This is a genomic window from Jeotgalibacillus sp. 10bf12 (assembly GCF_055597105.1).
The window spans coordinates 649,195-668,597 of record NZ_CP200276.1 but is presented as its reverse complement, the minus strand read 5'-3'; the positions used below and the strand labels follow the sequence as shown (position 1 = coordinate 668,597).

Sequence of the window (19,403 nt, the reverse complement as noted above, 5' to 3'; positions counted from 1 at the left end):
GTTCCTATGTGCCAATTATAAAAATCCCCTGACTGTTTATCCGGTCAGGGGATTTTTTAGTGGTTAGCAATGCAGGTCTAATGACGTGATTCTGCGAACATTGCCACTTAAGCTGCGAACCACCCTCCATATTCCACGAACCTGCCTCCTACACACCCTTCATCAAAAACATCTTGTAATTCATTTTTATATATGTAAATATATTTACATGACATGTGTAAAGACACATGTAAAAATGGAGGTCTTCACGATGAAGGTTGAAGATGTATTAATCGTAGGCAGTGGCATTGCAGCATTGCAGCTGGCTTCTTTAATCAGAACGGACTTGAATGTGAAAATACTCACAAAATCGATGATCAGACACGGTAATTCTTCTTTAGCACAGGGCGGGGTAGCTGCGGTTGTTGGATCAGATGACAGCGCTGAATATCATACGGCAGATACCCTGAAGGCAGGCGGCTTCCATAATGATGAACGCGCTGTGCGTGCGATTGTACAGGAGGGTAAAGGGCTGATTCATCCTTTTTCAACGATCTTTGATCATGATGAGCAGGGCCGTTTACAGCTTGGTCTTGAAGGAGCGCATAGCAGGCACCGCATTGTTCATAGCGGCGGGGATGCAACTGGTAGAAATATGGTAGAGCATTTGCTCAGTCAGCTGAATCCGAATGTCATTGTAACGGAAAACATGTTCAGCTATGAACTGATCATGGACTATACAGCAGACAGGTGTATTGGCGTGAAAGCAAAAGACATACACAATAACATTCATTGTTTCTACGGACGTCATATCGTAATGGCAACAGGAGGCTGCGGACAATTATATGCTTATACGTCAAATGCTCTGACAGCAACAGGTGACGGAGTAGCAATGGCGTATCTTGCTGGTGCTGAGATTGCAGATATGGAGTTTGTTCAGTTTCATCCGACACTTTTACATATAAATGGTGAGACAAAAGGGCTGATCTCAGAAGCTGTCCGTGGAGAGGGAGCTGTGCTTGTGAATGGGGATGGCGTACGTGTAATGGAAGGGGTGCATCCATTAATGGATCTGGCACCCCGTCACATTGTCTCCCAGACGATTTTTAATCATATAGAAAATGGTCAAAAAGTTTATCTGGATATCAGTGAAATCGACCATTTCGAAGAGCGGTTTCCGTCTGTTTCAGCCCTGTGTGTGCAAAATGGCATCGATCTCTCAGCAGGCAGAATCCCGGTCTCACCGGGCAGCCATTTTTTAATGGGCGGCATTAAAACGGATCTGGCCGGTCAAACATCTGTTAATGGACTGTATGCAATCGGGGAAGCTGCTTGCACCGGTTTTCACGGAGCAAACCGTCTGGCGAGTAACTCGCTGCTTGAAGGGCTGTATCAGGGAAAGCGGCTTGCCGGATTACTTAACGCAGCTACTGAAACACTCTCATTTCAGCCTTTACAAAAAGAAGTCCAGACTATGTTCCATAAAAAAGAAAAGCTGCCTGATATAAAAACGCTGAAGAACCGGATGATGAGATATGTCGGCATTATCCGGTCAAAAGACATGCTGGAAGAACAAACACGATGGCTGGAGCAATTCCAGCTAAAAGGAATCAGCGGGCTTGATGCGTATGCTGTGAACGAACTGACAAGGATTTTTATGGGCGTAACCGCCACGCTTATCACTGAAGCAGCTTTACAACGTAATGAAAGCCGCGGCGGTCACTTCAGAAGTGACTATCCTGATGAAGATAACAACAATTGGGCTGGAAGAACAATGCTTCATCAGATCAAAGGGGAAAAGGGGATTGTATATGAACACGCTAAAACTTCGCTTGTGCATTGAGCAATTTTTGATTGAGGATATCTGGGAGCAGGATCTCACGACAGATACGATTTTTACAGATGATACAAAAGGTGAAATCGTCTTTTTGGCAAAAGAGGATGGGGTGTTCTGTGGGCAGGATATGATGCTGACGGGATTTCCTCTTTTAGACACAGATATTGAGGTCAGCCTTTTTGTGAAAGACGGTGACTCCATTCAGGCAGGACAGCAGCTGGGCGTTGTATCAGGAAAGGTTTCAGCTTTACTAAAAGGAGAAAGGGTCATTCTGAATCTGGTCCAGCGAATGAGCGGTATTGCAACGCTGACGCGAAAAGCAGTTGAAACGCTTGGAGCAAAGGATACAAGAATATGTGACACGAGAAAAACAACGCCTGGCCTGCGCATGCTTGAAAAATATGCAGTGCGCTGCGGGGGTGGTTATAACCACAGATATGGTCTGTATGACGGGATCATGATCAAGGATAATCATATTTCGTTTGCAGGCTCGATCAGCCAGGCAGTAAAGAAGGTTCGTGAACGTGCCGGTCATATGGTGAAAGTTGAAGTGGAAACTGAAACGAAGGAACAGGTGACAGAAGCTGTGGAAGCGGGAGCGGATGTGATTATGTTTGATAATCGTACCCCTGAAGAAATCATTCAGCTGAAAAAGCTTGTGCCTGCTCATATTGTGACGGAAGCATCAGGAGGCATCACACTTCAAAACCTGGCCCATTACAGAGACTGCGGTGTAGATTATATTTCGCTCGGTTTTCTGACCCATTCTTATCAAGCGCTTGATATTAGTGTAAAAGTAACTACTAATGATATTCATCAATTATCTGAAAGAGGGACCCTGATATGACAATGACTGAAACGAAAAGCCGTCTGGTTGAAGAAATCCAACTGTGGAAAGAAAAGCGTAATGCCATTATTCTGGCACATAATTATGAAATTCCTGAAGTCCAGGATATCGCAGACGTGCTAGGAGATTCGCTGATGCTTGCACGTGCAGCCGCTGAAACAACGGCTGATGTGATTGTCTTTTGCGGCGTTCACTTTATGGCGGAAACAGCTGCGATTCTGAATCCGGAAAAAACAGTGCTGCTGCCTGATCTTGAAGCGGGCTGCTCACTTGCTGATTCCATCACAGCAGATCAGCTGCGCCAGTGGAAATCTGAGCACCCGGGAGCAGTAGTCGTAGCTTATGTAAATACGACTGCTGAAGTAAAAGCTTTAAGTGATTATTGCTGTACCTCATCAAATGCAGTGGATATCGTGAACTCGATTCCCGCAGACCAGGAAATTCTCTTTTTACCGGATATGTTTCTCGGTTCTTTTGTACAAAAGGAAACAGGTCGTGACAACGTGCAGATCTGGATGGGCGAATGCCACGTTCACGCCGGAATTCAGCCTGATCAGGTTGATGATGTCATGGCAAAGCATCCGGACGCTGATCTGCTCGTACACCCGGAATGCGGCTGCTCAACCTCGAGCATGTACCTGATGTCAGAAGGCGTCCTGCCAAAAGAAAAAACGCATATCCTCTCAACGGGAAATATGCTGAAGCACTCGAAAAACGCTGATGCATCCGAATTCGTCATCGCAACAGAAGTCGGCATCATCCATCAAATGCAAAAGCAGAACCCTGATAAACGCTTTATCGCAGCAAACGAACACGCCATCTGCCCGTTTATGAAAATGATTACGCTTGAGAAAGTGCTGGACGCATTGAAGGAAAATCATCATGTGATTACAGTCGATAAAGAAACGGCTGATCAGGCGAAACTGTCGATTGATCGGATGATTGCGATTGGATAGATAAAAATAGAGATTGTTGACCCCCGGCTGAAATCGGGGGTTTATGTACGAAGAAAACAATAATAAGTCTTGGGTGGATATTTGTCTTTGCTACTACTGCAGCTTGTAGTAACAGTGAAAGAGAAAGCCCTTCTAATATAGCTGTAGAGTGGGTAAATGCATCATTACAAAAAGATCAATCCACTATGTTGGAACTGATTGATCAAAGTACTAATGTACTAGATCCAAAAGAGGGAGCTGTAAATGACTTAGCTATTGAAAATTATACTTTGACTGAGTGGAAAGCAAACGACGAACGTTATTTTTATGAAATTGTCTATGAGCATCCTGATAATCAAAGTATTGCTACTGAACAAATGGAAGTAATAAAGAATGATCAGGGTGAATGGAAAAGGACTAAATACAGTTATTTAGCTGGGTTTGAGTCATTAACTGCTGATCTGAAATCTAAAGTAATAAAGGAGACGAATGAGTAATGCGAAGAGTCTTTCAATCGTTACTAATCTTCTTGATTAATATTTTAATTCAAATTCTAGCATCCGCAAATGTTCAAGATAGCTTAGTGTCTCAAGATCAGAATGGCGACTATATAGGCGAAGTTGAACTTGAATATAACGAACACCCTCAAAGTCACTGTAAATTAGATACCTACGTTGACTACTCAGGAGACTGGATGCCATGGAACTGGGCAAAAGGAGTGGGGAAAGAAGTTTATGTAGCGTTAATGGAAATGATTAATGCTATTTGGCAACTAAATGTATTGCTTTCTAACTTCACAATGACGATCGTACAAGAAGCGTTTGAATTAGACTTTGATGAAAGTGTAGTAAGTGAGGTCGCAGCTGCTATTCAAAATATTGCTGGATTCGGGCCAGGAGGTTTTATAGGTAATGGTCTTTGGCCACTTCTTATTACATTTTTGAGGTTACCTATTTTTCAAAATAGGCATATTCACAATATGCAGAAATTTGACCATGAGAAGAGACTTCTTCTCATGGTCTTTTTTTGGTTTTCTAAGACGTGACGTTTTCGACTGCATGCTCCCATTTGAAGGAGGTAAGTGCCGAGAACTGAAAAATAATCTGTTAACCATTGCAAAAAAGGTTTTAACTAATTTTAAAAAATGGAGGATATATTATGAGCGAATATCAACTAATCAGTGACTACAAGCAGAACGAAAGACATAAGGAAAGTTTTAATGAACTGGCAAAGCACGTATTTGAATTGGATTTTAAAGAATGGTATAACAAGGGCTGCTGGAATGACAACTTTATTTGTTATTCCTATGTAGATGGAGAAAAAGTCATTGCGAATGCTTCCATCAATAAGATGGTAATAGTCTCTGATGGAGAGGAATACAAAGCAATCCAAGTGGGAACTGTGATGACTCATCCAGATTATCGTCATCAAGGGTTGGCAGCTAAACTGATGGATCATATCATAAAAAATATGAACAGAACTATGACTTTCTTTACTTATTCTCCAATGAGACGGGTCTAGAATTTTATCCAAAATTTAGTTTTAAGCCAGTTCAAGAAAGTAGTTTCAGCTTGAAAACTTCAGAGTTGAGAATATAAAGTGATAAAAAATTCACATTACGCAAACTAGATGTTAATAATAAGACAGACTTCAAAATAATGAAGGAGTTTGCAGCTGAAAGAATACCTGTTTCTTCAATACTGGGGACAAAAGGAGATGAACATTTATTAATGTTTTACTTTATCCTCGCTTTCAATGACGCCGTTTATTATATCGAAGAGAAGCAACTGATTGTCATCTTTAAACAGGAGAATCATGTACTTCATATTTTTGATGTAATCAGCAAAACAAGAGTTGGGTTGGAAAGATTTTTAGCTGACATTGTTTCTGTCGAGACGGAGACAAAAAATTTCTATTTTACACCAGATTTTGACGTTGAAGACATTTACACAGAATTGATAACAGAGAGAAATGATCAATTGTTTGTTCGGCCGTTAATAAAAATTTAAATAAACATTTCTTATTTCCTTTAACATCACATGCATAAGATTTAATCGCAGGTAATCATCTTTCTTAATAGTGATATCACAATTTCAAGACAGACAATGATAAAAAGTCCGATTTCTCAATTTAAACGATGAGAAATCGGACTTTTAAAACTACCTTACAGTGCAAAATAAATCTTAAAATAGATGCGAAATTTCACCCTAAGTGACACACCTTTCGATCTCCATTATTGAATTAACTATATCAAAAATGTACGTGTATGAACTATAATTTTTAAAATGAATTTTGAGATAAATAATAAAAAAAGAAGAAGATTTTATCTTCCTCATTAGCCTTTCAAAAACCATCGTTTTTAGAGCGTTTCATCAAATACTATCTTTAAGTCTCACGATTACTAGATTGTTTTTAATAACTATCTATTAGTGTGAACATTGGCGTGAAACTTTGGGGACTACAAAGGTGAGAAGTGTGGTTCAACAATATATGTTATGATTTATTTAGTTAATAAATATTTGTTTGGAGGATTTTTGTATGAGTAATGATGTAGTAAATACGAAAGTCGATTTAACATTTGCTGATTCGGTAGAATTAATGAGAAATCTACCTGCATATAGATTTGCTTATTGGTTTGCAATTTTTATTACTCCTTTGATTACTTTTTTAAGTTATCTATCTCTCAGAAAGGAGAATGAAATTCTCGCCGAAACCCCTTCACAACTCACAGAACTAAATAATGAAGGAGCAATATTGATGAGTATTTCTGGTCTCTTTTTTGTGGTTATTATCCACTTTGTTATGAAAGCTATGCCAGGCGCTCTGGCAAAAAAATTTTACAAAACCCAAATGAATAAGGGACAAACTCAGCTGCAGGTTGGTTTTAATAAAAGAAAGCGAACATTTTTTTTCGGACCTAATCAAAAAGAATATTTAAGTCATGCTAAACTTTTTGTTTTTTCCACCTCTAATAATTTTCTTTTCTATTACGGAAGAAGTCCTAGAGCCGTAAAGTTCTTTTTGCCAAAGAAAGGAACAGAAGCGCACGAAAGATCAGTAAAGGAAATTATTGAAGCTCTTCGAAAAGAAGAAAATGTTTCAATCGTGGAAAAATGACCGTCTCTCATAAGAGACGGTCATTTTTATCTTTAATTTTCATCAATGATTTTTTTAATTTCGTCAGTTAATAACAGCATTAAGAATACTGGAGGTGCCCAAATCGGCGCAGAAGGGACAGCTAATACTAACCATATTCCCCCAACAATTAAAGCGAGAACAACAGCAGTGCCTGCCACTGCTTGAAATTTAGGATTATTAACAGCCTCTTTAAAAGCCTCTTTTTGTGGTACCGTAATAAACTCTAGAAATTGAGGAACATCAGGATCAAACACAAGCTCTATTTGAATTGATAGATTTGCTTCGACTCCGTCAACAATAACAATATCCGGCATATTTAAAGTAATGGTAAACTTTGGGTTTCCGTTTTCATCAAAGCCGATTGAGTGTTGAATATCGCCAACTTTCATTAGGACTGCAAAACCTTTGTCGCTAGCAGCGTTCAATCCAATCCCAAAATCCTCTACATTTTCGGTGATTTTATTGTTAATATTCGCCCCAATTTCACCTTCGATTTTTCCATTTTTTACAATAGCTTTAGCATTAGAGAAGCCTGTTGTTTTAAGATGTTTAGATAGAATAAATTTCCCTTTAAATGGTCCATAAGTAAATTGAGCCTCATAATCACCATCTCCACCCGTCTCCAATACTGGAAGAGCATCTTTCACTGTTACATGTTCACGAAAAGGAAAATATGCTTCTCTAAAATTTTCAATTATTCTTTCGCGTTCTTCTCTGACCAACTTCCTTTTTTCTTCTTCTGTGAGAATTGGTTCAGATGGAACTAAACCTAAATTTGAAATGATTGCAGATGCAATTGCAGATGCAAACGCTTCTGGCTGTGTACGAAGTAAATATGAATCACCGCTATTCGTTAGAAAACCAGTTTCAACTAAAATTGCTGGCATCCTAGTATCTTTAATAACTCTAAAGCTTTCCTGCTTTGCTCCTCGATTGTATATCCCCATACGTGAAGAAATGGATTCTGCGATCGCTGCTGATAATTGTGATTCTGCAGGCGAAGGGTTATCCGTAAAACATTCTGTCCCCGATACTGTGGCGCTAAAAATTGCATTACAATGAATTGAAATAAATAGATCTGCACCGCTACTATTAGCCATATCTACAATTTCATCTAATTTATTGTATGTGTCATATGAACGTCTAAATTGAACATTAGCGCCATTTAAAGCAAGGATTCGGCCAAGTTCACGCGTAATTGTCAAATTCACGTTTTTTTCAATAAGACCATTTCCGGATGCACCGTCGTCATGACCGCCATGACCAGCGTCAAGAAAGATCTTTACACCATTAGGATTCGAGATAATCGGATCATCATTTACGATAATACTTCCGCCTCCAGATTCTGTACCTCCACTAACTTCACCAAAAACAGGAGTAGAAGTGATCGAACTATCATCATCTCTTGGAGCGTAAATATTGACTGTCCCAAAGCTTTCCGTGCTAATTGTATAACTATCTGTACCTGTTGAGCCTAGGATTCTATAAGACAATCCACCGAAAAGAGACGGACCAAGATTACCTGCTTCATTCCCTGCCACCATTGGTACACCCAAAGGGTACACTCTCCAAGAAGTCATGTGTGGCATCAAGTTTAAATAGTTACCATGAGTTGCTCCAGCAGAACCATCTGCGAAATCTAGGTAAAGTGGAGAAGATGTAAAGGAACTGTCGTTGTCTTCGGGAGCGTAAATATTCACCCGACCAAAACTTTCCGTCAAAATCGTATATAAATTGGGTGAAGGTTGTCCAAGAATTTCATATGATAATCCACCATAGCGTGACGGCGCCAAATTTCCGACTTCGTTTCCACTCACTGGACTAACACCAAATGGATAGACTCTCCAAGAATCCATATGAGGGGCAAGGTTTAAAAATTCTCCTGACCCTGTTTCAGAAGAGCCTCGATCACCACCGTTTGAGAACTCTGGACTGTTTGAAATAGTACTATCTGGATCACGTGGGGCAAAAATGTTCACACGACCAAAACTTTCTGTTTCGATTGTATATAGATCTCCTGAGGGTTCGTCGAGAATTCGATAAGATAGACCTCCAAATGTTGCTGGTGCTAGGCTACCCACTTCATTCCCTGCCACTGGGCTAGCTCCGACAGAGTACACTCTCCATGAAGTCATGTGGGGCTGTAAGTTCAAGTAATCCCCTGATCCTGTTGAATTTGATTGATTATCAAACTGAGCAATCGTAGTGATTGAACTATCGTTATCACGAGGGGCGTAAATATTCACAGTTCCAAAACTCTCTGTTTGGATTGTATAAAGATCAGTGCTTGGGTTTCCCGTGATTCGGTATGATAATCCGCCAAACATTGCTGGCGCTAAGCTGCCAACTTCATTCCCTGCCACGGGTGATCTTCCAATAGCATATACTCTCCAACTACTCATATGTGGCATAAGATTTAAATAATTTCCTACTGACATATTCTTATCTTCCTCTCTGTTTTTGCCGGCTTTTTTGACTAGTCACCCATATACAGAGTGAAAAAGAGAGAAAGTGTAAAGCAAAAAATTTAAATTTATTTTAAAAACCACCCCAAAATACGAACATACGTTTGTTATAATGTTTCTACGGAGGTGAGGAAATGTCTAATAATCTCTATTCTTTAGTACTTTTAGCTAAAAAAGAAGAACAGGAGGAGAATCTAATAACATTAATAGAAGTTTTTCGTCCAATTATTAATAAATACGGAAGACTTCTTAGAGGAGAAGACACTAGACAAGATCTAACGTTACATTTAATCAAAGTGATAAAAAAATTACCTCTAGAAAAATTTAAAGACCAGAATAATAAGGTCATCTTCACCTATATCGCGAATTCATTAAAATACGAATACATTCGTCTTTCTAAAAAAACGAGGAACCAAACGACTAATGAAGCGATTTTAGACTTTGAAGATTACATCGGGGAGACAACTTTAGGGTCAGAGATCGAGCTATTAGAAATGATGGAAGTGTTATCTGAAAAAGAGGCGTTTATCATTGACTGCATTTACATTAGTTTTTTTTCTGTTACTGAGGTAGCACACTATATGGGGATTTCCAGACAAGCAGTCAATCAGTCAAAGAATAAAGCACTTCAAAAAATTAAAACACTATACTTTATTGATGAAACACTAAAAAAGAAAGCATTCTAATTCCTGGGCGACCAAACCACAAGAAAAAACGCTTTCTATTTTTATTATATCGTATATTTAATGCATTAAAAATAGTGAACAAAAAAGAACCTGCCATTTAGGACAGGTTCTTCTTCAATCATTTTTCCTTTGACAATATAGTCAAAAGCTTTTTGATCTCAGGTAGATTTTCTTGCTGAAGCGCAATCATTTTTTTGTATTCTTCTTCTCTCTTTTTACTTGTTCTTAACACATATAAAAAGAGTAAGCCAAAAAATACCGCAAAAATACCGCAAAAATACCCTGAGTAGCCAAGTACTCAATAAAAGAATTATCCATTAGTATTTACTCTCCTTTCTCTGTATGTAAGAGAGATAAAAAAGGATTTTGTAAACCAAGATATTTAAATATTGACTTGTTCACTATATAGATTTTCATGCTGCCTAACTAAAGACATCACCCAATATTCCACGTACCAAGAAGAACCACCAGTCTCTGTCTCGGAAGTGCATATTTCGTAGTAACGAAACCTTAGTCCCTATCATGGACACCACATTAACAAAACCTTATCAATTCCCACACATCTCCTTAAAACGTGCTTAACATTCCAGCTGTAACATCAAACGTGTGAAAGACAAGTGAATAGCAGTCCGGTATGACTTGATGAGAACCATGAAAACGAGAGAAGGCCTCTTTGTATTTTCATGGATTTTTTTATGCCTGCCGGGGAAAAGGAGTGAGCGTTTTGTTTTTAGAAAGATTGAAAGAGTCTCAGGTGATTGCATCGATTAAAGAGCCGAAGCAGCTTGAGGCATTTGTTGAGACAGACATTCAGGCGGCCTTTTTACTGTTAGGAAATCTCACGGTGATTAAGCGGTATGTTGATTTTTTGAAAGAGCATAACCGGGATGTATTTTTACATATTGAGAAGATTCCGGGGATCAGCTATGACCGTGAAGGATTAAAGTTTATCGCGCGGCATGTGCAGCCGACGGGGATTGTGACAACGAAACCCTCTTTGATTGCAGCTGCGAAAAAAGAAGGGTTAATAACGATACAGCGTCTGTTTTTAATCGATTCAGATGCTTTGAAAAATGGACTTGAGAGTGCGGAGCAGGCACGTCCTGATTTTCTGGAGCTGATGCCTGGTGTGGTACCGCATTTGATCGAACATGTAAAAAAGAAAACAGATATTCCAATTATAACGGGCGGCCTGATTCAGAACCGCAGACAGATGGAGAAGGCGATTGAACGTGGTGCGACAGCTGTTTCTACAGGGAGAACGCACCTTTGGAAGCCGCTTGTGGAGGTGATTCGATGAGAAAAGTGGAGTTAAAAGGGATTACGAAATCCTATGATGGTAAGCAGGAAGTGTTAAAAGCGATTGATGTGATGATTGAGCCAGGGGAGTTTTTTGTGCTCGTTGGACCTTCAGGGTGCGGAAAAAGTACGATGCTCCGCATGATTGCGGGACTTGAATCGATTACTTCAGGAGAGCTTGCGTTAGACGGGAAACGGGCGAACCTTTTGAGTCCGAGTGAGCGTGATCTGTCGATGGTGTTTCAGAATTACGCACTCTATCCGCATTTAACAGTGGAGCAGAATATCACATTTGGCCTTCATGTCAAAAAGGTTTCAAAGAGGGAACAGCAGAATCGCTGTAAGGAAGTATGCGAGATGCTTGGGCTTAGTGATTATATGAAGCGGAAGCCGCGTGAGCTTTCAGGCGGGCAGCGTCAGCGAGTAGCGTTAGCACGTGCAGTTGTGACTCAGGCTCCGCTTTGCCTGATGGACGAGCCGCTTTCAAATCTTGATGCAAAGCTTCGTGCAAAAATGCGCTCTGAGATCAGACAGCTTCAGAGAAAGCTTGGTTTAACGATGATCTACGTGACGCATGACCAGACAGAAGCGATGACGATGGCGGACCGGATGATGATTTTATCAGACGGGGATGTACAGCAGGTTGGACGGCCGCTTGATGTGTATAACAATCCGGCAAATACGTTTGTAGCGTCCTTTATCGGCTCGCCGCCGATGAATCTAATCGATGCTGAAATGAAGGATTCTGTTCTTGTTGCAGATGGCCACTGGATGACGCCGGTCACTGCAGATATGAAGCAGAAGATCGGATCCGGACGAGTCACACTTGGTGTGAGACCTGAGCATATTGCGCTTGCAAAGGATAGTGAGCCTGGCTTTTTAGTCCAGGTGGCAAATGTTGAGGTTCTTGGGACTGAAACGCTTGTGACATTCGACTTTGGTGAGGAAACGCAGTGGATTGCGAAGTGGCCAGGGCAAAGCAGCGTTCAGCCGGGTGAGCAGATCAGGATCTGTGTGGATGACCGTCATCTGGCGTTATTTTCAGCTGAAACGGGTGAGCGGATTGTATGTGAACCGGCGCCTGTTAAGAAGGTGTCGTTATGACAACGATTCAGCCTGAATTGTCTTCAGATCGTCAGGCGGAGAGAAAGCGGGCCTGGTCAAACTGGATGACCGGCATGCTGTTTTTACTGCCGTCACTGATTCTCTTCGGTGTATTTCTCTTTTACCCAATGGTCCGGACTGTATACTTAAGTCTGTTTTTAACGGATTCGCAGGGTGTGCCGGTTGTATTTGTCGGCTGGGAGAACTTTGTGAATCTATTTCAGTCGACGAGCTTTCAGCTGAGTGCAAAGGCGACTGCGCTGTTTGTCCTTTATACGGTGCCTGCAGGAATAGTGCTTGCGACGGCACTGGCGATTTTAGCGAATCAGAAGCTAAAAGGCATTGGGCTTTTCCGTACAATGTTTTCAGCAACGATGGGGATGAGTGTGGCAGCGTCTTCTGTGATCTGGATGTTTCTATTTAATCCGTCGATTGGATTGTTCAACCGCATACTGGGCGCGCTGAATATCCCTGGTGTGCAGTGGCTGCTTGATCCACAGTATGCGCTGCTGTCAGTGTCGGTTGCGACGATCTGGATGAATACGGGATTTGCTTTTCTGATCCTGCTGGGCGGTCTGCAGAATATTGACCAGTCATTATATGAAAGTGCACGGGTTGCAGGTGTGAGTGAGTCTTATAAGCTGCGGAAAATCACGCTGCCGATGCTGTCACCGACACTCTTTTTCGTGACAACGGTTTCGCTGATCAATGCATTTCAGACGTTTGGACAGGTTGACCTTCTAACAAAAGGGGGACCGATGGAGTCGACGAATGTGATTGTGTATTCGATTTATAAGGATGCGTTTATCAATTATAACGTCGGTTCTGCGAGTGCCCAGGCTGTGCTGCTGTTTGTAGCGGTACTTGTGGTGACGGTGCTTCAGTTCAAAATCGGTGAAAGGAAGGTGCACTATCAGTGAGCATGGGGAAAAAGGTTTTACTTTATATGACGCTCACCGTCTCAGGACTTGTGATGGTGTTCCCGATTCTTTACGCCTTTCTCATAAGCTTTATGCAGGGTGGAGAGGTGCTGCAGGGTTCGCTGTGGCCGGAAACTTTCTCTCTTGCAAACTATTTTTCTGCCTTTGAGCGGGTGCCGCTTTTAACGTATTTATGGAACAGTTTGGTTGTGTCAGTTTTGATTATGGCTGGGCAGCTGGTACTTTGCAGTCTGGCGGCGTTTGCGTTTGTATTTATTGAGTTCAAGGGACGTGAGTGGATCTTCTATTTGTTTATTTCCACCATGATGATTCCGTGGGAAGCGACGATGGTGCCGAACTTCCAGACGGTGCAGTCACTTGGCTGGCTGAACAGCTATGCAGGGCTGACGATTCCGTTTTTCGCGATGGCATTTGGTACGTTTTTATTGCGCCAGCAGTTCAAGACGATTCCAAAAGAGTTGTATGAAGCGTCCCAGATTGCGGGGATCAGCAAGCTCAGATTTTTCACAGGGGTTGTGCTGCCGGTTGCAAAAACGACGATCACGACGCTTGCGATTTACAGCTTTTTAACGGCATGGAATATGTATTTATGGCCGCTTCTTGTCACGAATAATGAAGCGAACCGCACTGTTCAGATTGGTCTGAAGCAGATGCAGACCCAGGAGATTGCAAGTGACTGGGGCGTTGTAATGGCTGGCGTGGTCATGGTGATTTTACCGACATTGATTCTATTGTTCGCAGGACAAAAACGACTGCAGGAAGGCCTCACACAAGGGGCGCTAAAATAAGGAGGAAACAATCAATGAAAAAGCTTTGGATCGGTTCAACTGCAATGGCACTACTGTTAGCAGCATGTTCAAGTGAAACGGATGAGGCAGTTCAGACAACAGATGCAACAGCAGCTCCGGCTGAAGAAGGCAAAACGGAGGTTGTATTCTGGCATGCGATGAGCGGTGAGCTTGAGACAGCACTGAATACATTAGTGGATGATTTCAATGCATCACAGGAAGAATACGAGGTTGAGCCTGTCTTCCAGGGAACGTATGAAGAAGCGCTGACAAAGCTGAATACTGTTGCAGGGACAGATGAGTCGCCTGCCATGATGCAGGTGTTTGAAGTCGGTACAAAATTTATGGTCGATTCAGGGCATATCCAGCCTGTGCAGGATTTTATTGATGAAGAAGGCTTTGATACATCAATCTGGGAAGAGAATATCACAAACTATTACAGCGTAGACGGCGTTCAGTACTCAATGCCATTTAACTCATCAACACCGGTCCTCATCTACAATAAGGATACATTTGAAGCGGCAGGACTTGATCCTGAGCAGGCGCCAATGACGTACAGTGAGCTGCAGGAAGCGGCAACAGCACTGACTGAAGGCGACCAGAAGGGCTTCTCGATTTTAAATTATGGCTGGTTCTTTGAAGAGCTTGTCGCAGCGCAGGGCGGACTTTTTGTAGACGCTGAAAATGGTCGCGAAGGCCAGGCGACTGAAGCAGTATTTAACGGAGAAGAAGGGCTGAATGTATTTAACCTGATCAAGGATATGCATGATGATGGGACATTCTATAACTCAGGTCAAAACTGGGATGACATGCGTGCTGCGTTCCAATCGGGCGCAACTGCAATGATTCTTGATTCATCTGCTGGTGTAAAAGGGATGATTGATAACGCACCGTTTGAAGTAGGTGTTGGTTACCTGCCAGTGCCGGACGATGCAGAGCGTAACGGTGTCATCATCGGTGGTGCGTCACTCTGGATGGCTGAAGCAGTCGATGCTGAGCAGAAGCAGGGTGCATGGGAATTCATGAAGTACGCATCATCAGCTGAAGCACAGGCGCAGTGGCACGTTGATACAGGCTACTTTGCAATCAACCCGGCAGCATACGATGAGCAGATCGTTGTGGACCAGTGGGAGCAGTACCCACAGCTGAAAGTAACCGTTGATCAGTTAAAAGAAACACAGGCGAACGCAGCAACTGGCGGCGCACTGATTTCAGTATTCCCTGAAGCAAGACAGCGCGTTGTTAACGCAATGGAAAGCCTGTATCAGGGAGCAGATCCTCAGGAAGCGCTGGATCAGGCAGCAGAAGAAACCAATCGTGCACTTGAAGTAGAGGCAGCAAAGAACGGAAACTGAACTAAGGGAGGCACGCATATGACAACCTATTATGCTCACCGCGGGGCAAGCACGATGTGTCCTGAAAATACCATGGCCGCTTTCAGACAGGCACTGCGTGAAAAGGCAGACGGAATCGAAATTGATGTACAGCTTTCAAAGGACGGAGAAGCCGTTGTCATTCATGATGAAACTGTAGACCGCACAACGAATGGAACGGGCGCGGTGAAAGACCTGACAGTATTTGAACTCAAACAGCTTGATGCAGGCAGCTGGTATAACCAGGCTTGTAAGGATGAAACGATCCCGCTATTGGAAGAAGTGCTGAAATGGATTTCCCGGACAGACCTTAAGCTGAATATTGAGCTGAAAACCGATCGTGAGCCATATCCGGGAATTGAGCAGGTTGTCATTGATGCAGTTAAACGCCATGATTTGAAGGAGAGAGTCGTTCTCTCTTCTTTTAACCTCGAGACATTGAGGCACGTGCGTGAGATCAGTCAGTCTGTTTCAATCGCAGTCCTCGTCTGGGACAACGTTGACGGTATCGTTAAATGTGCGCGACACCTCGGTGCAGATGCCATCCATGCGCGACCGGGCTTCATGCACACAGCAGAATCACTGCGCGCAGAAGCAGCCGGTCTGCCAATCAGGCTTTACACGGTTAATGAGCCGGAAGATTTGAAAGGCATAGCACCGGGGTTTGTTGATGCAGTGTTTACGGATTCGCCGGCAAGGTTGAGGAAGGCGCTTGGTGAACCAGCGGGGACGGAGGTTGCTGTGTCGATTTTGAAATGATTCTAAAATTGGCACAGGGCAGGACGGAGTTAAGTGAGTCATTTTTGTAATGATAACAAAAACGTAACGCTCAACTCCATCCCCTGCTGTGCCACCCGCTGCCCGGCGGAACCCCTGCTGCCGGGCAGCATAGAAAAAGCGGCTGGTATGCGCGCCAGCCGCTTTTTTGCGTTTATGTGGATTAGGTCAAATGTCACTTTTTCCGGAAGGTCAGCTGATTAGTTCTGAACTACCGATGTAATCTCCTGAACATAACGGGTAATTTTCGGGACACCAGCGATAATCTCCTGAACGAGCCCCGAAATGTCCTGAACCACTAACCAGCCAAATAATTTTCACAGCTCAGCCAATGTCGCCCTGCTCCGTTCCCCACACATGCATCGCTTCAAGAACCGGTTTAAGCGTCAGACCTTTTTCAGAGATTGAATACTCAACTTTTGGCGGCATTTCGTTGTACTGCGTGCGAATGATGAGTCCATCCTGTTCAAGTTCCTTCAGCTGCTGGCTGAGCATTTTATGAGTAATGCCGGGCAGTCGTCTGCGCAGCTCATTATATCGCTGAGTGCCATCGAATGTGACATGCCAGAGGATCACGAGCTTCCATTTCCCGCCGACTTTATTTAACGTATAGTCAATCGAGCATTTCAGTTTTCCTTTATCATCAACGTGAATCTCTTCTGTCACGAATGATCCCTCCATTACTACCTTTTTGGGTAGTATCTTCCCAAAAAGTGCACTCTGTTGTGTAGAAGAATACCCCTTTATAATAGGGGTGTCAAACGAATTGAGGAGGAATTTAACATGACAACTTATCCTAGAAACTTTTCTCACATCGGACTTTCTGTTCCGGATTTAGATGCAGCAGTGAAATTTTATACCGAGGTATTTGGCTGGTATACGATGATGGAGCCGTCGCCTGTGTACAATGATGATACGGCAATTGGACAGATGTGCCGTGACGTATTCGGCAATGATTGGGAGGAGTTCCGCATTGCTCACCTTTCAACTGGTGATAAAATCGGCATTGAACTATTTGAATTTCCGCAAAATGAGCAGCCTGATAACAACTTTGAATACTGGAAAACAGGCATTTTCCACTTTTGCGTGCAGGATCCTGACATTGAGGGGCTTGTTGAGAAAATTATTGCGCACGGCGGGAAACAGCGTATGCCGATCCGTGAATATTATCCAGATGATAAGCCGTTCAAAATGGTATATGTAGAAGATCCGTTTGGCAATATTTTCGAGATTTATACGCACAGCTATGAGATGACGTATTCGGCGGGTGCTTATTAATCAATTGGTTATACAGAAAAAGCGGCTGGTGATGTGCGCCAGCCGCTTTTTTGCGTTTGTGTGGGATAGGTCAAATGTCATGAAGTGTCGAAGTTCGTCTGGGAAGCGTCGAACCACTTGGGTTTTCCGTCGAACATGACGTGTGATACGCCGAACATCAGTTATTATACGCCGAACACCACATGTTTTCCCTCGAACATCGTGACCAGCACTCCACGAACCTTCACAAACAACCCAAACTCAATAAACCTTATCCCCATTAAAAATCGAATTCTTCACCACAACATAATCCACATGCTTAATCGACTCAAGTGTTTTCCCGCCTGCATATGAAATCGCAGACTGCAGATCCTGTTCCATTTCAGTCAGTGTATCCTGAAGGGAACCTTTATGCTCAACGAACATTTTCTTGCCTTCAACGTTCTTCTTTTCGCCTTTTTGGAATTCTGAGGCTGAGCCGAAGTATTCCTTCACGCGTTTGCCGTCTACTTCAGTTGTTTCGCCAGGTGATTCCTCGTGACCGGCAAATAGCGAACCGATCATCACCATTGATGCGCCGAAGCGGACTGATTTTGCGATATCGCCATGGGTACGGATGCCGCCGTCAGCAATGACTGGCTTACTTGCTGCTTTTGCACACCAGCGAAGTGCTGCTAATTGCCAGCCGCCTGTGCCAAAGCCGGTTTTGATTTTCGTGATACATACTTTACCAGGCCCGATGCCCACTTTTGTTGCGTCAGCGCCTGCATTCTCAAGCTCTCTCACTGCTTCAGGTGTACCGACGTTTCCGGCGATCACAAAGCTTTCAGGCAGATGCTTTTTGATGTGTTTGATCATTTCGATCACTGCGTTGGAATGACCGTGCGCGATATCGATTGTGATGTAGTCAGGCACCAGGTTAGCAGAAGCCAGTTCTTCGATAAATCCGTATTCTTCTGATTTCACACCGACACTGATCGATGTAATCAGTCCTTTTGACTCCATCTCTTTGATAAATGTTATACGTGCTTCCGGTTCGAACCGGTGCATGATATAGAAGTAACCGTTTTCAGCTAAATGCACTGCAATCTTTTCATCGATAATCGTCTGCATGTTAGCAGGTACGACCGGCAGCTTAAATGTATGCTTGCCAAACTTTACTAATGTATCACATTCTGATCGACTGTCAACGACACATTTTGCGGGAATTAATTGAATATCCTCGTAATCAAATACATTATCCATATGAAACACTCCTAAAGGCGAATATTTTAATTAGTTTTTTAAATTATTGTTCGTACATTTAGTAATTTACAGTGTTTTAGATAGGATGTCAATTTAACCACTGAAAGAATTTCTGAAAAGAGCATTATTCTGCACTCATCATTTTCATTGGTCCGTTCAGGTTGATTTTTACCACCAGCAAAGCCATTTCTTCAGGCGGTATTTTCCTCCCGTTTGCAAGCCAGTGCTGCAACATGCCAACGATGGCACTTGTGACGTAGGCCATGACATAGTCCACATGAAAAGACACCGGTTCTTCTGCAGGTGGGCTGAGTCTCTCCATGTTTTTTTGAATGAGTGCTTTTAGTCGATTATGAAATGATGGGTCCACAGTCTTGACGAGCAGCATATAAAATAAGTCGGCTTCCTGATCGAGATAATGAAAAAGTTCTGTTGCGAATAATTTCAATTTATCCGGTTTTTCTTTCAGAACATTTATCTTCTCTGTCATTCTGGTCGTGACAATCATCCATAAGTGGTCCAGCAGCTCCTGCTGTATTTTTTCAAGCAGGTCAAACTTGTCTGTGTAATGAAGATAAAAGGTGCCCCGGTTGATTTCAGCTTCATCACAAATATCACTGACGCTGATCCGCGCAAATGTTTTTTTATCTACAAGTCTGAGCAGTGCATGCCGGATGGCTTTTTTCGTTTTCTTCACACGTAAATCCTGCTTCATCGTTTTCCCCCTCTGAA

At 42.6% G+C, this 19,403-nt stretch carries 21 protein-coding genes; 16 read left to right on the top strand and 5 right to left on the bottom strand.

The genetic code is table 11. The annotated features are described in order from the left end of the window. Positions 1 to 250: 250 nt before the first annotated feature. The 8 genes from nadB to DH10bf12_RS03065 all read left to right on the top strand — a co-directional run bounded on the left by nadB (position 251) and on the right by DH10bf12_RS03065 (position 6,715). Complete coding sequence (gene nadB, locus DH10bf12_RS03100; RefSeq protein WP_471737156.1) at positions 251 to 1,822, top strand: L-aspartate oxidase; 1,572 nt, start codon at positions 251 to 253, stop codon at positions 1,820 to 1,822. Beyond that, positions 1,791 to 2,663: a carboxylating nicotinate-nucleotide diphosphorylase gene (nadC, locus tag DH10bf12_RS03095; RefSeq protein WP_471737155.1), complete on the top strand. Its 873-nt coding sequence runs from the start codon at positions 1,791 to 1,793 to the stop codon at positions 2,661 to 2,663. The genes nadB and nadC overlap by 32 nt, the downstream gene beginning before the upstream one ends. Next, entirely contained in the window at positions 2,660 to 3,619 is a 960-nt protein-coding gene (nadA, locus tag DH10bf12_RS03090) for a quinolinate synthase NadA (protein ID WP_471737154.1), read from the top strand. Before nadC ends, nadA begins: the two co-directional genes overlap by 4 nt. A gap of 185 nt (positions 3,620 to 3,804) precedes the next feature. Continuing rightward, positions 3,805 to 4,095, top strand: a complete 291-nt coding sequence (locus DH10bf12_RS03085) for a hypothetical protein (RefSeq protein ID WP_471737153.1) — start codon at positions 3,805 to 3,807, stop codon at positions 4,093 to 4,095. Further along, entirely contained in the window at positions 4,095 to 4,643 is a 549-nt protein-coding gene (locus DH10bf12_RS03080) for a hypothetical protein (protein WP_471737152.1), read from the top strand. Before DH10bf12_RS03085 ends, DH10bf12_RS03080 begins: the two co-directional genes overlap by 1 nt. Before the next feature lie 113 nt (positions 4,644 to 4,756). Further along, positions 4,757 to 5,119: a GNAT family N-acetyltransferase gene (locus tag DH10bf12_RS03075; RefSeq protein WP_471737151.1), complete on the top strand. Its 363-nt coding sequence runs from the start codon at positions 4,757 to 4,759 to the stop codon at positions 5,117 to 5,119. A gap of 137 nt (positions 5,120 to 5,256) precedes the next feature. Continuing rightward, a complete protein-coding gene (locus DH10bf12_RS03070) occupies positions 5,257 to 5,607 on the top strand; it encodes a hypothetical protein (protein ID WP_471737150.1) in 351 nt (116 codons plus the stop codon). Positions 5,608 to 6,136: 529 nt separating this feature from the next. Then, positions 6,137 to 6,715, top strand: a complete 579-nt coding sequence (locus DH10bf12_RS03065; protein WP_471737149.1) for a hypothetical protein — start codon at positions 6,137 to 6,139, stop codon at positions 6,713 to 6,715. 32 nt (positions 6,716 to 6,747) lie between these two features. On the opposite strand, the gene DH10bf12_RS03060 is transcribed toward DH10bf12_RS03065, so the two are convergent. After that, positions 6,748 to 9,174, bottom strand: coding sequence for an N-acetylmuramoyl-L-alanine amidase family protein (locus DH10bf12_RS03060; RefSeq protein WP_471737148.1), 2,427 nt, complete (start codon positions 9,172 to 9,174; stop codon positions 6,748 to 6,750). A 161-nt stretch (positions 9,175 to 9,335) separates the two neighbouring features. Between DH10bf12_RS03060 and DH10bf12_RS03055 the strand changes: the two genes are divergently transcribed. After that, positions 9,336 to 9,887, top strand: coding sequence for a sigma factor-like helix-turn-helix DNA-binding protein (locus tag DH10bf12_RS03055; protein ID WP_471737147.1), 552 nt, complete (start codon positions 9,336 to 9,338; stop codon positions 9,885 to 9,887). 118 nt (positions 9,888 to 10,005) lie between these two features. Here the strand turns inward: DH10bf12_RS03055 and DH10bf12_RS03050 are convergent, their stop codons facing one another. Beyond that, a complete protein-coding gene (locus tag DH10bf12_RS03050) occupies positions 10,006 to 10,155 on the bottom strand; it encodes a BhlA/UviB family holin-like peptide (RefSeq protein WP_471738179.1) in 150 nt (49 codons plus the stop codon). Between the two features lie 447 nt (positions 10,156 to 10,602). On the opposite strand from DH10bf12_RS03050, the gene DH10bf12_RS03045 reads away from it, so the two are divergent. From DH10bf12_RS03045 to DH10bf12_RS03020, 6 genes are read left to right on the top strand one after another with little or no spacing between them, the layout of a single operon-like run. Beyond that, on the top strand, positions 10,603 to 11,187 hold the full coding sequence (locus tag DH10bf12_RS03045) for a glycerol-3-phosphate responsive antiterminator (protein ID WP_471737146.1): 585 nt from the start codon (positions 10,603 to 10,605) through the stop codon (positions 11,185 to 11,187). Continuing rightward, a complete protein-coding gene (locus tag DH10bf12_RS03040) occupies positions 11,184 to 12,290 on the top strand; it encodes an ABC transporter ATP-binding protein (protein WP_471737145.1) in 1,107 nt (368 codons plus the stop codon). Before DH10bf12_RS03045 ends, DH10bf12_RS03040 begins: the two co-directional genes overlap by 4 nt. Continuing rightward, positions 12,287 to 13,210 (top strand): carbohydrate ABC transporter permease, encoded by a 924-nt coding sequence (locus DH10bf12_RS03035; RefSeq protein WP_471737144.1) that lies wholly within the window; start codon positions 12,287 to 12,289, stop codon positions 13,208 to 13,210. Before DH10bf12_RS03040 ends, DH10bf12_RS03035 begins: the two co-directional genes overlap by 4 nt. A 2-nt stretch (positions 13,211 to 13,212) precedes the next feature. Beyond that, a complete protein-coding gene (locus tag DH10bf12_RS03030; RefSeq protein ID WP_471738178.1) occupies positions 13,213 to 14,019 on the top strand; it encodes a carbohydrate ABC transporter permease in 807 nt (268 codons plus the stop codon). Positions 14,020 to 14,033: 14 nt separating this feature from the next. Next, positions 14,034 to 15,374 carry an ABC transporter substrate-binding protein gene (locus DH10bf12_RS03025; RefSeq protein WP_471737143.1) on the top strand — a complete coding sequence of 447 codons (1,341 nt, stop codon included), beginning with the start codon at positions 14,034 to 14,036 and terminating at the stop codon, positions 15,372 to 15,374. Positions 15,375 to 15,392: 18 nt separating this feature from the next. Next, entirely contained in the window at positions 15,393 to 16,151 is a 759-nt protein-coding gene (locus DH10bf12_RS03020) for a glycerophosphodiester phosphodiesterase (protein ID WP_471737142.1), read from the top strand. Between the two features lie 342 nt (positions 16,152 to 16,493). On the opposite strand, the gene DH10bf12_RS03015 is transcribed toward DH10bf12_RS03020, so the two are convergent. Further along, on the bottom strand, positions 16,494 to 16,835 hold the full coding sequence (locus tag DH10bf12_RS03015) for a winged helix-turn-helix transcriptional regulator (protein ID WP_471737141.1): 342 nt from the start codon (positions 16,833 to 16,835) through the stop codon (positions 16,494 to 16,496). A 117-nt stretch (positions 16,836 to 16,952) separates the two neighbouring features. Here DH10bf12_RS03015 and DH10bf12_RS03010 point away from each other — a divergent pair, with 117 nt between their 5' ends. Continuing rightward, positions 16,953 to 17,447: a lactoylglutathione lyase family protein gene (locus DH10bf12_RS03010; protein WP_471737140.1), complete on the top strand. Its 495-nt coding sequence runs from the start codon at positions 16,953 to 16,955 to the stop codon at positions 17,445 to 17,447. A 240-nt stretch (positions 17,448 to 17,687) separates the two neighbouring features. Here DH10bf12_RS03010 and guaC read toward each other — a convergent pair whose 3' ends face one another. Then, complete coding sequence (gene guaC / locus DH10bf12_RS03005) at positions 17,688 to 18,671, bottom strand: GMP reductase (RefSeq protein WP_471737139.1); 984 nt, start codon at positions 18,669 to 18,671, stop codon at positions 17,688 to 17,690. A 124-nt stretch (positions 18,672 to 18,795) separates the two neighbouring features. Continuing rightward, entirely contained in the window at positions 18,796 to 19,386 is a 591-nt protein-coding gene (locus DH10bf12_RS03000; RefSeq protein ID WP_471737138.1) for a TetR/AcrR family transcriptional regulator, read from the bottom strand. Positions 19,387 to 19,403: the final 17 nt, after the last annotated feature.